The following is a 12,711-nucleotide window of genomic DNA, read 5'->3' as shown; positions in this document are numbered from 1 at the left end:
GCAAACGGGGAGCCTGTTGGCTCCCCGTCATCCGCATGGATCAGCTGTTGGGCAGCAGGCGGCAGGTGATGCTCTTGATGTAGCGCGTCTCGGCGATGGCCGGGTGCACCGGGTGATCCGGGCCCTGACCGCCACGCTCGAGCAACTGGATGTTGCGATCCAGATGACGCGCGCTGGTCAGCAGGATGTTTTGCAGATCATCTTCCGGCAAGTGCATCGAGCACGATGCGCTGACCAGGATGCCGTCCTTGTTGAGCAGGCGCATGGCTTGCTCGTTCAGGCGACGGTAGGCGCCTTCGCCGTTTTTCATGTCTTTCTTGCGCTTGATGAACGCTGGCGGGTCGGCAACGATCACGTCGAAGCGTTCTTCGCTGGCTTTCAGCTCTTTCAGGGCTTCGAAAACGTCGCCTTCGATGCAGGTCATCTTGTCGGCGAAACCGTTCAGCGCGGCGTTACGCTCGACACCGTCGAGGGCGAAGGCCGAAGCATCGACGCAGAACACTTCGCTGGCGCCGAACGCGGCAGCCTGCACGCCCCAGCCACCGATGTAGCTATAGAGGTCGAGGACGCGTTTGCCTTTGGCGTAAGGGGCCAGGCGGGCGCGGTTCATGCGGTGGTCGTAGAACCAGCCGGTTTTCTGACCCTGAATGACCGGGGCTTCGAACTTCACGCCGTTCTCTTCCAGCGCCACCCACTCCGGCACCAGGCCGAACACGGTTTCGACATAGCGGTTGAGGCCTTCAGCATCACGCGCAGCAGAGTCGTTCTTGAACAGGATGCCGCTTGGCTTGAGCACTTGGGTCAATGCCGCGATCACGTCATCTTTGTGTGCTTCCATGGTTGCTGAAGCGATCTGTACCACGAGGATGTCGCCGAAACGGTCAACGACCAGGCCAGGCAACAGGTCGGAATCACCATAGACCAGACGATAGAACGGCTTGTCGAACAGGCGCTCGCGCAGCGACAGGGCCACGTTCAAACGGTGCACCAGTAGCGATTTGTCCAGCGCAACTTTAATGTCGCGCGACAGCAGGCGGGCGCAGATCAGGTTGTTCGGGCTCATCGCAACGATGCCCAGCGGCTTGCCGCCGGCGGCTTCGAGGATGGCTTGATCGCCGGCCTGGAAGCCGTGCAGCGGGGTGGCGGCAACATCGATTTCGTTGCTGTAGACCCACAAGTGGCCGTTGCGCAGGCGACGGTCGGCGTTGGCTTTGAGGCGCAGGCTAGGCAGGGACATGACGTCGCTCCGGAAAAAAGAGCGGGAGTATAGCGTGTTGGGGCTGGTGCCGGGATTGGAGAGCGATGAAACGCTGACGACGCCTTCGCGAGCAAGCTCGCTCCCACAGGGGATTTGTGGCGGACACAAGACCAGTGTGGGAGCGAGCTTGCTCGCGAAGCGGTTTTGACTTCTACGCCAACAGTGCGTCGATCAGCTCCTTGTTGAACGCCGGAATATCATCTGGCTGACGGCTACTGATCAGGTGACCGTCCTTGACCACTTCTTTATCGACCCAATTGGCCCCGGCATTTATCAGGTCGTCCTTGAGCGTCTTGTAACTGGTCATGGTCTTGCCGTTGACCAGCCCCGCCGAGATCAGCAACCAGCCGCCATGGCAGATCACCGCAATCGGTTTGCCGGCAGAGGCGCCGGTCTTGACCAGATGCTGGGCGTCCTGATCGATGCGGATGGTGTCGGAGTTCTGCACGCCGCCCGGCAGGACGATTGCGTCGTACTGCTCGCTGCTGGCGCCCTGAAACGTCTGGTCGACCTTGAAATCGTCCGCCGGTTTGTCGTGATTCCAGCCTTTGACCTTGCCAGCCTCGGTGGAAAGGATGTCGACCTGGGCGCCGGCTTGCTCCAGCGCCTGCTTGGGACCGGTCAATTCGACCTGCTCGAAACCGTCTGTTACCAAAAAGGCGACGCGTTTGCCGTTGAGGGAAGTGGCCATCGATAAGCTCCTGAGTCTGTGGGAGTTTGCCGCCGCAAGGGGTCGGAGTGATCCATTGGGCATTACAGATTCCGAAGCCGTGGCCTGAATGAAAGTTCCTGACAATTGCCCACTGGTGTGTCGTCTCGCGGTTTTTAGAGGTTAGAATCGCCGCCTGTCCCAGAGTGTGTACTTATGTCCCAAGAGCTGACCACCGAACAGATTCAACAATCGCTGCAAGGCATCAGTGTGCCTGCGCAACCGCAGATCATGGTGGATCTGCAAATGGAGCAGTACATGCCCGACCCGGACCTGGAGGTGATCGCCAAGCTGATCGCCCAGGATCCCGGCTTGTCCGGTTCGCTGCTGAAAATCGTCAATTCGCCGTATTACGGCTTGAGCAACAAGATCACCTCGATTCAGCGCGCGGTGAACCTGTTGGGCAGCCGCTCGATCATCAACCTGATCAACGCGCAGTCGATCAAAGGCGAGATGAACGACGACACCATCGTCACCCTCAACCGTTTCTGGGACACCGCCCAGGACGTGGCGATGACCTGCCTGACGCTGGCCAAGCGTGTTGGCACTCAGGCGGGTGACGAGGCTTACGCCTTGGGCCTGTTCCACGATTGCGGCGTGCCTTTGATGTTGCAGCGGTTTCCCAATTACATGACGGTGCTGGAAAAGGCTTACGCCAATGCCAGCGCCGAATGTCGAGTAGTGGACACCGAGAACAGCGAGTTCAACACCAACCACGCGGTGGTCGGCTATTACACCGCCAAGTCCTGGCGCCTGCCGGAGCATGTCAGCGCGGCCATCGCCAATCACCACAATGCCTTGGCGATTTTCAGCGATGAATCGTCGCGCAACAGCCAGCTGAAAAACCTGCTGGCGATCCTGAAAATGGCCGAACATATTTGCGCTTCGTACCGAGTGCTGGGCAACCAGACCGAAGATTTCGAATGGAACGCCGTCGGGCCGCTGGTACTCGACTATGTAGGACTGTCGGATTACGACTTCGAAACTCTCAAACAGACGATCCGCGACCTCGGCGCGCATTGATTCGAGAACGCCATGCCTGAACTGCCGGAAGTCGAAACCACCCGTCGCGGGATTGCTCCGCATCTGGAAGGCCAGCGTGTCAGTCGGGTGATCGTGCGTGATCGGCGATTGCGCTGGCCGATTCCCGAGGATCTCGATGTGCGCCTGTCGGGGCAGCGCATCGTGCTGGTCGAGCGTCGTGCCAAGTACCTGTTGATCAACGCCGAAGTCGGCACGCTGATCAGTCATTTGGGCATGTCGGGCAATTTGCGTCTGGTCGAAGTCGGTTTGCCGGCGCTCAAGCATGAACACGTCGATATCGAACTGGAGTCGGGGCTGGCGCTGCGTTACACCGATCCGCGACGGTTCGGCGCGATGTTGTGGAGCAATGATCCACTCAATCATGAACTGCTGATTCGCCTTGGTCCGGAGCCGCTGACTGATCTGTTCGATGGCGAGCGCTTGTTTCAGCTGTCGCGCGGGCGTTCGATGGCGGTAAAACCGTTCATCATGGACAACGCTGTGGTTGTGGGCGTCGGCAATATCTATGCGACCGAAGCGCTGTTTGCTGCCGGGATCGACCCGCGCCGCGAGGCCGGTGGGATTTCCCGGGGGCGATACCTGAAACTGGCGATCGAGATCAAACGCATTCTTGCCGCTGCCATTGAGCGTGGCGGTACGACGTTGCGTGATTTCATTGGCGGTGACGGGCAGCCGGGGTATTTCCAGCAGGAGCTGTTTGTCTATGGCCGCGGTGGTGAACACTGCAAGGTCTGTGGCACCGGGCTACGAGAAGTGAAGCTGGGTCAGCGTGCCAGTGTGTTCTGCCCGCGTTGTCAGAGCTGAGGCAAAAAGCTGAAAAAGTCCTACGGTCTATAGTGAGTTGTCTCACTGTTCAGCCCGAAGGATCGTGCCATGAAATCCTTGCAAGTCCTCTTTGTTGCGCTGCTGCTGTGTTCCAGTCTGGCTGTTCAGGCCACGGAAAACGGCAGCGGTGATCCGCGCTACACCATCCAGAATCCACCGGCCTACGCCATGCTTGGCGATTTGCTGATTGCCCGACCTTTGCTGGTGGTGGCGACGGTCATCGGTGCGGGGGCGTTTGTCGTGTCGTTGCCGTTTACCGCGCTGGGTGGCGGGATTGGCGATGCGGGACAGGCGTTGGTGGTGGATCCGGCGAAAGCGGCGTTTGTGCGGTGTCTGGGGTGTACGGGGGAGGGGTTTGAGCAGCGTGAGTGAGCTGATCAGGGTTTTGCGCTGCGACTGATGGCCCTTTCGCGAGCAAGCTCGCTCCCACATTGGAGCGCATTTCAAATGTGGGGGCGAGCTTGCTCGCGAAGAGGCCCGAAAGAGCGCTACAAATCCGGCGGATCAGGCCTTGCCGGTGATGATGCGGTACTTTTCCATCAACTGTTCTTCAGTCTCCGGATGCGCTTCGTCCAGCGGAATGCAATCCACCGGGCAAACCTGTTGGCACTGCGGTTCGTCGTAGTGGCCGACGCACTGGGTGCACAGGTTCGGGTCGATCACGTAGATCTCTTCGCCTTGGGAGATGGCGGCGTTCGGGCACTCGGGTTCGCAGACGTCGCAGTTGATGCAATCGTCGGTGATGATCAGGGACATGCTAACTCCAGCCGGGGCGGCAGGCCCGGGCGCTATAAATCAATGCGCGCAATTGTGCCGCATTGGCGCGCGCAGTGCACGCTGCTGCGATCAAGGGCTGTAATCAACAGCCAGGATCGCAGCCCGAGCTTTCGGCAGCGCCTACTTTTTGAAGCGCAGGGTCAGCGCATCGGCCACAGCGGGGTGGACGAACTTGCTGATATCGCCGCCCAGCGCAGCAATTTCCCGCACCAGCGTCGAGGAAATGAACGAATAACGCTCGGATGGGGTGAGAAACAGGCTCTCCACATCCGGGGCCAACTGGCGGTTCATGTTGGCCAGTTGAAATTCGTATTCGAAATCCGACACCGCACGCAAACCACGCAGAAACACGTTGGCGTTCTGCTCTTTGGCGAAATGCGCCAGCAGCGTCGAGAAACCGACCACTTCCACGTTCGGCAGGTGTTTGGTGACCTCGCGAGCCAGTTCGACCCGTTGTTCCAGCGGGAACAGCGGGTTTTTCTTCGGGCTGGCAGCGACTGCAATAATCACGTGGTCGAACAGGCGCGAGGCGCGTTCGACCAGATCGCCATGGCCCTTGGTAATAGGGTCGAAGGTACCTGGGTACAACACTCGGTTCATCGCGTCGTCCTGGCGGGAGTCCGTTGGGGAGTCGGATGGTATCGCAGCCGTCCCGGTCGGCCAAGTCGCCTGTTGGGTAAGAAAGCACTATAGACGATGGCAATAATCGGTTTTTTCACGGGTTTCTCAGCCGATCGGCGAGGGACGTCGCCAGTTGCGCGGTCAGGCCATACACCGACAGCTGCGGGTTGGCGCCGATGCTGGTGGGGAAAAGTGAGCCGTCATGGATCGACAGATTGGCCAGTTGATGATGCCGGCCGAGACTGTCGGTGACGGCGCTTTTCGGGTCTTCACCCATCGCGCAGCCGCCCATGACATGCGCACTGCCGAGCCGGGTGCGGTACAGCTCAAGGCTCAAACCATCGATCAACGTGCGTGCTTCGGCCAGGGTTTTTACGTAACGTGCGTCGGCGTGCATCGGCATCACCGCTTTGGCGCCGCCGGCGAACTGGATTTCGGCCATGACCTGAAAGGCCCGGCGCAGGCCTTCCCATGCATATGGCGAAACCTGATAGTCGAGTACTGGCGAACCATCGCCCCGCAACTCGACTGCACCGCCCGTGCTGTCCGGGTGAAAACCGTCACGCAGCAAGGCCAGCATGGCGTGGGTGTGCGGTAGGTCAGCCATGTGTTGCGCACTTTCCTCTCCAAAGCCGCCGAGCAGGGTGGCCGCCAGCGCCGGATGCAGAGGCGGCACTTCGAGTTTGAAGGCCATCGGTCCGGTGGTGCCGTCCTTCCACTGGAAATGGTCGGAATAGATCGACTGCGGCGCCCCGTAGAACGGGTTGATGACTGCGTCGAAGCGCGCGGCTGACATGTTCACCGGGTGCAGGAAGGTGCGTTTTCCGAGGTTTTCATGCGGATCCGGGGCGTCCGAGCGCAGCAATAACGCCGGGCTGTTGATGCCTCCGCCGGCCAATACGTAATGCCGCGCTTTGACGGTGATTGTGCGCCCGGTCGGTGCAACGCAGCGCTCATCCATCGCCACGCATTGCAGGCCGGTGACCTTGTCGCCGCTGATCAGCAGCTTCTGCGCGCGAGCGAGATAGAGCAACTCTCCGCCCTTTTCCAGCGTCGCCGGAATGGTCGTGACCATCATCGATTGTTTGGCGTTGGTCGGGCAGCCCATGCCGCAGTAACCGAGATTCCAGCAGCCGCGCACATTGCGTGGGATCACGTGCCAGCTATAGCCGAGTTGTTCGCAGCCTTTGCGGATCACATCGTTGTTGGCGTTGGGCGGGACCATCCATGGCGCGACGCCGAGGCGCTGTTCCATTTTTTCGAACCACGGCGCCATCTCGGCGGCACTGTGGCCTTTGACGTTGTGCTCCCTGGCCCAGTGTTCGAGGGTCGGTTCGGGCGTGCGAAAGCTCGATGTCCAGTTGATCAGCGTCGTGCCGCCGACCGCGCGCCCCTGGAGGATGGTGATCGCGCCGTCCTTGCTCATGCGGCCGATGCCTTCCTGATAGAGGCTGCTGTAGGCCTTGTCTTCAAGCATTTTGAAGTCGGAACTGGTTTTCAGTGGGCCTTCTTCGATCAGCAGGACTTTGTAGCCGGCAGCGCTGAGGATTTCCGCCGTGGTGCCGCCGCCCGCGCCGCTGCCGATGATGGCCACGTCGGCTTCCAGGGTCAGGTCGTCGGTCAGTTGTGCGCCGTTGTAGGTTTTCCAGCCTCGGGCGAGGCCTTCGCGGAACGGGTCGGGTACGGGCATCGGTCAGGTTCTCTTTATTATTTTGGATGCAAGGTGTGGCGACTGGCCTCTTCGCGAGCAAGCTCGCTCCCACATTGGAATGCGAACTCCTGTGGGAGCGAGCCTGCTCGCGAAGGCCGCGCCGCCGATCTCAAACGGTAGGCGGGCCGGGATAACCGCAATGCGCCCACGATTCGGCGCGGGTGTACCAGGCCATCATCACCATCTGTTGCAGCGAGCTATGCCCCATACGCAACAAACTCAATGAACTGTTTTCCCAGCGCTCAAGAAAATGCCGCATCGTCTCCGGGCTGGCATTTTCCCAACTGCCCCAGATCCCGGTGAGTGGCCCGCGCGTCACGGCCATGCCGAGGACGTCGAACAACTGCCGGGTGAGCTTGAGCATTTCCGGCGACAGGTGATCGAGGCTGTAGTCCAGCGACTTGAGCGTGCCATCGACGGCGGCCGGCATTTTTTCCGCCGTCACGGCGCCTTCGAGCATCACCGGAATCAGTGCGCGCAGAAACAGCAAATCGCCGTCACGCAACGAGACAAAACCGTTGGCCGCGACGCTCGATGAGCAGCCGCTGAGGCTGGCGCCGAGTCCGGCGGTGGCGAGAAACGCGGTGGCGCCGAGGCTGAATTTCAGCAGGCCACGGCGCGACAGTGCAGGTGTTTCGGTCAGGCTTGGGTGCATTGTTTTTATTACCCGGCGGTGACGAAGGTTTAGCGAATGAACAGCTTCTGGATCAGTTTCTGAATCGATGTGCCGTAGGGCGGGTAAATCAGTCGGGCTGCGTTGAAGCGCTGTTTAATCAGCACGCCCTTGGCTTTGCTGAAGGTCAGAAAGCCTTCGTGACCGTGGTAGTGACCCATGCCCGAAGCGCCGATACCGCCAAACGGCATATCGTCCTGAGCCACATGCAGCAGCGTGTCGTTCAGGCACACGCCGCCGGAATGGGTTTCGTGCAGCACACGGTTCTGTTCGCGTTTGTCGTAGCCGAAGTAGTAAAGAGCCAGAGGACGTGGCCGCTGATTGATGTAAGCAAATGCCTGGTCGAGATCCTGATACGGCACGATCGGCAGCAGCGGACCGAAGATTTCGTCCTGCATCACCGTCATCTCGTCGCTGACATTCAGCAGCACGCTGTGCGGCATTCGTCGGCCCTGGCCCTGCTCGAACAGCGGAATCAACAGCGCGCCCTTGCTGGTGGCATCGCTGACGTAGCCGTTGAGTCGCGCCAATTGGCGTTCGTTGATGATCGCCGTGTAGTCCGGATTGTCGGTGAGCGTTGGATAAAAACCCTGCACCGCCTGGCGATAGGCTTCGACGAAAGCGCCGACCCGATCTTCCGGCACCAGCACGTAATCCGGGGCCACGCAGGTCTGGCCGGCGTTGAGGGTTTTACCGAAGGCGATGCGCTCGGCGGCATCCTTGAGCGGCACATCGCGGGAGACGATAGCTGGCGACTTGCCGCCCAGTTCCAGTGTCACCGGGGTGAGGTTTTCGGCGGCGGCGCGCATCACGTGTTTGCCGATGCTGGTGGCCCCGGTGAACAGCAAGTGATCGAAGCGCAAACGCGAGAACGCCACGCCAATGTCTGCTTCACCGAGCACCACGCAGACCAGGTCTTCGGGGAAAATTCGCGCCAGCAACTCTTTCATCAACAAACCGGTGGCCGGGGTCGATTCGCTCAGTTTGAGCATCACCCGGTTGCCCGCCGCCAAGGCGCCGACCAGTGGGCCGACGGCCAGATACAACGGGTAATTCCACGGCACGATGACGCCAACCACGCCGAGGGGCTGATAGACCACTTTCGCCGACGCCGGCTGAAACGCCATGCCGACCTTGCGCCGCGAGGCTTTCATCCAGCCCTTGAGATGGCGGCTGGCGTAGTGAATGCCGTGCAGGCTTGGCATCAGCTCGGCGAGCAGGGTTTCATCGGCGCTGCGATGGCTGAAATCGGAGCTGATCGCCGCGATCAATGCCTGGCGTTCATTGCTCAGCAAATCGCTCAACGCTTTGAGCCATTGCTGGCGCTGGGCGGCGGGCGGCATCGGATTGGCGGCATACGCGGCCCGCTGCGCCTCGAACAACCGGTCCAGCTCGGCCAGCGGTTGTTGCAGCGTTTGCAGGTAGGCAATGTCGGCAGTCATGGTCTGCTCCGGATTTATTGTAGTGATGAACTTTTTAGAGTCTATGCTCTAGAAAGTCAAATGACTTCCTTGCACAGCAGTGTTTTATCCATTTCCGGTTAGGTCGTAAGATGCCCCCCAACGCACTCTGAATTAAAGCTCAAGCCATGGCCCCACGAATAAAAACCAGCGAGCGTATCGTGCTGAACAGCCTTGAGCTGTTCAATCAACAGGGCGAGCGCAGCATCAGCACCAATCACATTGCCGCCCATATGGAGATTTCTCCGGGCAACCTGTACTACCACTTCCCCAACAAGCAGGCGATCATCGCCGTGTTGTTCAGTGAGTACGAAAGCCTTGTGGACAGCTTTCTGCGCCCGCCGCAGGGGCGCGCGGCAACGGTCGAGGACAAGCGTTTCTATCTCAAGGAATTGCTCTCGGCGATGTGGCGCTACCGTTTTCTGCACCGCGATCTGGAGCATCTGCTCGACAGTGATCCGGAACTGGCCGCCCGCTATCGACGCTTTTCCCAACGCTGCGTGATTCAGGGCGCGGCGATCTACGAAGGTTTTGTCGCCGCCGGGATTCTCGACATGGATCGCGTGCAGATCGAATCCCTGACCCTCAATGCCTGGATCATCCTGACGTCGTGGGTGCGCTTCCTGTGCACCACCCGCGAAAACTCCAACCACCTCAGTGAGCAAGCCATTAAACGTGGCGTGTATCAGGTGCTGGTGCTGGAAGCCGGGTTTGTCACTGAGCAGGCGCGTGACGAGGTCAATGCGTTGTTCGAGGAGTTCTACGTGCCGCTGGCCCAGGCCCTTGAAGACGTGAAATAAACCGTTCTTTTGAAATCCCCCAGGAGCCTGTTATGCCGATTGCGCAACTGATCAGCCCCGAAGCACTGGATGCCCGCAAGGCGCAGCCGGGGCTGGTGATTCTCGATTGTCGTTTTGCCCTCGAAGACCCGGACTACGGTCAGCGCAGCTATGCCGAAGGGCACATTGCCGGGGCGAGCTTCGCCGACCTTGAGCGTGACCTCAGCGGCACCGTGGTCAAAGGCGTGACCGGTCGTCATCCGTTGCCCGAGCCGGCAGAGCTGATCGAGCGTCTGCAGGCGTGGGGCATCAACAACGACAGCGATGTGGTTTTGTACGACGACGGTCCCGGTGCCTACGCCGCGCGGGCGTGGTGGTTGCTGGCGTGGCTGGGCAAGCGCGATGGCGTGTTCATTCTCGATGGCGGACTCAAGGCGTGGCATGCGGCGGGGCTGCCGCTGAGCCTGGATGCGCCGACGGTCATGACGGGCAACTTCAGTGGCCAGCCGGATGTGCAACTGCTGCTTAACGCCGAGCAATTGCAGCAACGCCTTGGGCAGCCAACGCTGACCCTGCTCGACGCCCGCGCCTTGCCGCGCTTCAAGGGGGAAGTTGAGCCGATCGATCCAGTGGCGGGACATATTCCCGGCGCGCAATGCGCGGCGTTCACCGACAACCTCGGCAGCGATGGGCGATTCCTGCCAGCGGAGCAACTCAAGCAGCGTTTTGCCGCGAAGCTCGGTGAACGTTCGCCAGCGGATCTGGTTGCCTATTGCGGGTCTGGGGTGACGGCGTGTCACAACCTGTTTGCCTTGTGCCTGGCGGGTTATCCATTGGGTTCGTTATACGCCGGGTCGTGGAGCGAGTGGATCAACGAGCCTTCGCGCGGTATCGCCATCGGCGAATAAGATCAAAAGATCGCAGCCTTCGGCGGCCCCTGCATTGGAATGCATTTTCCTGTAGGAGCTGCCGAAGGCTGCGATCTTTTAGCTTTCCATCCGGGCGCTGCGGTACGCGGCGGGTCCAACGCCATAAGCCTGCTTGAACTGCCGGCTCAAATGGCTCTGGTCGGCAAACCCCAATTGTGTGGCGACCTCCACCGGCAGGCAGCCGTGCTGCAGAAGTGCGCGCGCCTGAGCGATACGTTGCTGCATCAGCCAGGTGTGCGGCGGCATGCCGGTGGCGCGGCGAAACACCCGGGCGAAATGGAAGGGCGACAGATTGACCGCTGCCGCCAGTTCTTCCAGTGACGGTGGCGCCGCCAGTTGCGCGTGCAGCAATTCTTTGCCCAACAGCACCGCGCGGTGTTCCTTGCCGGTTCGACCGGGCACCGGCACTGCCGCATGGCGCTGCAACAGCAGCAACATCATTTCGCGCCACACTGTTTGCTGTTGCAGCGCGGTGGCCGGGCTTTCGAGCAAACGGTGCAACTGCGCGAACCCGTTGACCAGATCCGCATCCCTATACAACGTGGCGCCGAACGCCGGCAGGTTGGTGGTGGACAGCTCTAGCTCATCCAGCAACGAAACGATCTGTGAGGTATCGGGATAAAACGCCCGATACAGCCAGCCATCCTCGGTGCCCTTATGCCCGGTGTGCAGTTCGTCGGGATTGATCAACACCAGCGTGCCGCTGCCGGCCAGATGTTCGGCGCCGCGATAGCGATAACGCTGGGCGCCGGCCATGATCATGCCGATCACGAATCCGTCGTGCACATGCGGGGCGAAGCGCTGCTCGATGTAGCGCGCCGAGAGCAACTCGACCCCGGCCAGCGGCGCGGTTTGCCAGAAACGGATCGACTCGCCCTGATCGCTCATGCGGGCACGCGCGCCAGCCACTGCGGGATGCGTCGTTCCAGGTAATAACCGGGCTGACGAATCGAGCCGTCGACGAAGCCGACATGCCCGCCGCGTGCCTGCAATTCAAAGGCAGTCGAGGCCGACAGCTCACTGGCCTGCGGCAAGCTGTGCGGGAACACGAACGGATCGTCCGCCGCCTGAATGATCAGCGTCGGCGTGCGGATCTCGCCAAGGAAGTAACGGCTCGAAGCGCGCCGGTAGTAATCCTCGGCATCATTGAAACCGTGCAACGGCGCGGTCACCCGGCCATCGAAATCCCAGAAGGTGCGCATGTTTTCCAGCGAGCCGAGGGCTGCCAGCGCGGCGAGTCCGTCTTCGCGACCGTCATGCTGAAACTGCCGTTGCTTGTTCTTGATATAGGCGACCATCTCGCGCATGAAGTGCGCCTGATAGACCTTGGAAAAGCCTTGGCCGATGCGGTCGGCGCATTGATCAAGGCGAAACGGCACCGACACCGCCACAGCGCCGAGCACGCCACTGGCGCTACCGGTTTCGCCCAGATGTTTGAGCAGCACATTCCCGCCCAACGAATAGCCAACGGCATACAACGGTGCCAGCGGCCGCTTGGCGCGCAGGTGTCTGATGGTTTCGGCGAGGTCTTCACTGGCACCGGAATGGTAGCTGCGCGGCAGCAGATTCGGTTCGCCGGAGCAGCCGCGCCAGTTCAACGCGACACTGGCCCAGCCTTGATCGGCCAAGGTCTTTTGGATACCCGCTACATAAGGTGAATTGGAAGAGCCGGTCAGCCCATGCAGCACCAGCACCAGAGGCGCATCGGCGGTGTGCGGGCCGTGCCAGTCGAGATCGAGGAAGTCGCCATCTTCAAGCCACAGGCGTTCGCGTTCACGCTCGATATGCACGGTTTTGCGCCACAGCGGCCCCCACAAGGTTTGCAGGTGCGGATTGCCGAGGCCGAAGGCGGGGGTGAAGCGTTCTGAAGGAGGGGACACGATGATTCTCGATGCAGCGCGGCGGCCTCGTTCGAAGCGCGCCGC

General features: G+C 60.7%; 14 protein-coding genes. 5 read left to right on the top strand and 9 right to left on the bottom strand.

What is annotated here, in order from left to right; translation table 11 throughout:
* Nucleotides 1-40: 40 nt before the first annotated feature.
* Entirely contained in the window at nucleotides 41-1,237 is a 1,197-nt protein-coding gene (locus FGA82_RS05250; RefSeq protein ID WP_141126271.1) for a class I SAM-dependent rRNA methyltransferase, read from the bottom strand.
* A 172-nt stretch (nucleotides 1,238-1,409) separates the two neighbouring features.
* Entirely contained in the window at nucleotides 1,410-1,949 is a 540-nt protein-coding gene (locus FGA82_RS05245; protein WP_141126270.1) for a type 1 glutamine amidotransferase domain-containing protein, read from the bottom strand.
* A gap of 228 nt (nucleotides 1,950-2,177) precedes the next feature.
* Between FGA82_RS05245 and FGA82_RS05240 the strand changes: the two genes are divergently transcribed.
* The 3 genes from FGA82_RS05240 to FGA82_RS05230 all read left to right on the top strand — a co-directional run bounded on the left by FGA82_RS05240 (nucleotide 2,178) and on the right by FGA82_RS05230 (nucleotide 4,208).
* Nucleotides 2,178-2,990, top strand: coding sequence for an HDOD domain-containing protein (locus FGA82_RS05240; RefSeq protein WP_171057243.1), 813 nt, complete (start codon nucleotides 2,178-2,180; stop codon nucleotides 2,988-2,990).
* A gap of 12 nt (nucleotides 2,991-3,002) precedes the next feature.
* Nucleotides 3,003-3,815 carry a bifunctional DNA-formamidopyrimidine glycosylase/DNA-(apurinic or apyrimidinic site) lyase gene (gene mutM / locus FGA82_RS05235; protein ID WP_007913582.1) on the top strand — a complete coding sequence of 271 codons (813 nt, stop codon included), beginning with the start codon at nucleotides 3,003-3,005 and terminating at the stop codon, nucleotides 3,813-3,815.
* Between the two features lie 69 nt (nucleotides 3,816-3,884).
* Nucleotides 3,885-4,208 carry a multidrug transporter gene (locus FGA82_RS05230; protein ID WP_141126268.1) on the top strand — a complete coding sequence of 108 codons (324 nt, stop codon included), beginning with the start codon at nucleotides 3,885-3,887 and terminating at the stop codon, nucleotides 4,206-4,208.
* A 132-nt stretch (nucleotides 4,209-4,340) separates the two neighbouring features.
* Here the strand turns inward: FGA82_RS05230 and FGA82_RS05225 are convergent, their stop codons facing one another.
* From FGA82_RS05225 to FGA82_RS05205, 5 genes are all read right to left on the bottom strand, one after another.
* The gene (locus tag FGA82_RS05225; RefSeq protein ID WP_038358877.1) at nucleotides 4,341-4,592 is read right to left on the bottom strand and encodes a YfhL family 4Fe-4S dicluster ferredoxin; all 252 of its coding nucleotides are present in this window, start codon (nucleotides 4,590-4,592) and stop codon (nucleotides 4,341-4,343) included.
* Nucleotides 4,593-4,733: 141 nt separating this feature from the next.
* Complete coding sequence (gene coaD / locus FGA82_RS05220; RefSeq protein ID WP_003229157.1) at nucleotides 4,734-5,213, bottom strand: pantetheine-phosphate adenylyltransferase; 480 nt, start codon at nucleotides 5,211-5,213, stop codon at nucleotides 4,734-4,736.
* Between the two features lie 115 nt (nucleotides 5,214-5,328).
* Complete coding sequence (locus FGA82_RS05215; protein WP_141126267.1) at nucleotides 5,329-6,924, bottom strand: GMC family oxidoreductase; 1,596 nt, start codon at nucleotides 6,922-6,924, stop codon at nucleotides 5,329-5,331.
* Nucleotides 6,925-7,054: 130 nt separating this feature from the next.
* Nucleotides 7,055-7,600 (bottom strand): twin-arginine translocation pathway signal protein, encoded by a 546-nt coding sequence (locus FGA82_RS05210; RefSeq protein ID WP_141126266.1) that lies wholly within the window; start codon nucleotides 7,598-7,600, stop codon nucleotides 7,055-7,057.
* A 29-nt stretch (nucleotides 7,601-7,629) separates the two neighbouring features.
* Nucleotides 7,630-9,078, bottom strand: a complete 1,449-nt coding sequence (locus tag FGA82_RS05205; RefSeq protein WP_283242304.1) for a coniferyl aldehyde dehydrogenase — start codon at nucleotides 9,076-9,078, stop codon at nucleotides 7,630-7,632.
* Nucleotides 9,079-9,206: 128 nt separating this feature from the next.
* Here FGA82_RS05205 and FGA82_RS05200 point away from each other — a divergent pair, with 128 nt between their 5' ends.
* The gene (locus FGA82_RS05200; protein WP_007913599.1) at nucleotides 9,207-9,878 is read left to right on the top strand and encodes a TetR/AcrR family transcriptional regulator; all 672 of its coding nucleotides are present in this window, start codon (nucleotides 9,207-9,209) and stop codon (nucleotides 9,876-9,878) included.
* A gap of 32 nt (nucleotides 9,879-9,910) precedes the next feature.
* A complete protein-coding gene (locus FGA82_RS05195; protein WP_141126264.1) occupies nucleotides 9,911-10,765 on the top strand; it encodes a sulfurtransferase in 855 nt (284 codons plus the stop codon).
* A 78-nt stretch (nucleotides 10,766-10,843) separates the two neighbouring features.
* Here FGA82_RS05195 and FGA82_RS05190 read toward each other — a convergent pair whose 3' ends face one another.
* Nucleotides 10,844-11,674, bottom strand: coding sequence for an AraC family transcriptional regulator (locus FGA82_RS05190; protein ID WP_141126263.1), 831 nt, complete (start codon nucleotides 11,672-11,674; stop codon nucleotides 10,844-10,846).
* A complete protein-coding gene (locus FGA82_RS05185; protein ID WP_141126262.1) occupies nucleotides 11,671-12,666 on the bottom strand; it encodes a hydrolase in 996 nt (331 codons plus the stop codon). The genes FGA82_RS05190 and FGA82_RS05185 overlap by 4 nt, the downstream gene beginning before the upstream one ends.
* Nucleotides 12,667-12,711 lie beyond the last annotated feature (45 nt).

Source organism: Pseudomonas fluorescens (assembly GCF_005938625.1).
Classification (GTDB): domain Bacteria; phylum Pseudomonadota; class Gammaproteobacteria; order Pseudomonadales; family Pseudomonadaceae; genus Aquipseudomonas; species Aquipseudomonas fluorescens_BD.
The sequence above is the reverse complement of the archived record's forward strand: the minus strand, read 5'-3'. Positions and strand labels throughout refer to the sequence as shown.

Excerpts from the sequence above, each read along its gene's own strand:
- FGA82_RS05250 (WP_141126271.1), bottom strand. The coding sequence starts at position 1,237 with ATGTCCCTGCCTAGCCTGCGCCTCAAAGCCAACGCCGACCGTCGCCTG.
- FGA82_RS05245 (WP_141126270.1), bottom strand. The coding sequence starts at position 1,949 with ATGGCCACTTCCCTCAACGGCAAACGCGTCGCCTTTTTGGTAACAGAC.
- mutM (WP_007913582.1), top strand. The coding sequence starts at position 3,003 with ATGCCTGAACTGCCGGAAGTCGAAACCACCCGTCGCGGGATTGCTCCG.
- FGA82_RS05230 (WP_141126268.1), top strand. The coding sequence starts at position 3,885 with ATGAAATCCTTGCAAGTCCTCTTTGTTGCGCTGCTGCTGTGTTCCAGT.
- FGA82_RS05225 (WP_038358877.1), bottom strand. The coding sequence starts at position 4,592 with ATGTCCCTGATCATCACCGACGATTGCATCAACTGCGACGTCTGCGAA.
- coaD (WP_003229157.1), bottom strand. The coding sequence starts at position 5,213 with ATGAACCGAGTGTTGTACCCAGGTACCTTCGACCCTATTACCAAGGGC.
- FGA82_RS05215 (WP_141126267.1), bottom strand. The coding sequence starts at position 6,924 with ATGCCCGTACCCGACCCGTTCCGCGAAGGCCTCGCCCGAGGCTGGAAA.
- FGA82_RS05210 (WP_141126266.1), bottom strand. The coding sequence starts at position 7,600 with ATGCACCCAAGCCTGACCGAAACACCTGCACTGTCGCGCCGTGGCCTG.
- FGA82_RS05200 (WP_007913599.1), top strand. The coding sequence starts at position 9,207 with ATGGCCCCACGAATAAAAACCAGCGAGCGTATCGTGCTGAACAGCCTT.
- FGA82_RS05195 (WP_141126264.1), top strand. The coding sequence starts at position 9,911 with ATGCCGATTGCGCAACTGATCAGCCCCGAAGCACTGGATGCCCGCAAG.
- FGA82_RS05190 (WP_141126263.1), bottom strand. The coding sequence starts at position 11,674 with ATGAGCGATCAGGGCGAGTCGATCCGTTTCTGGCAAACCGCGCCGCTG.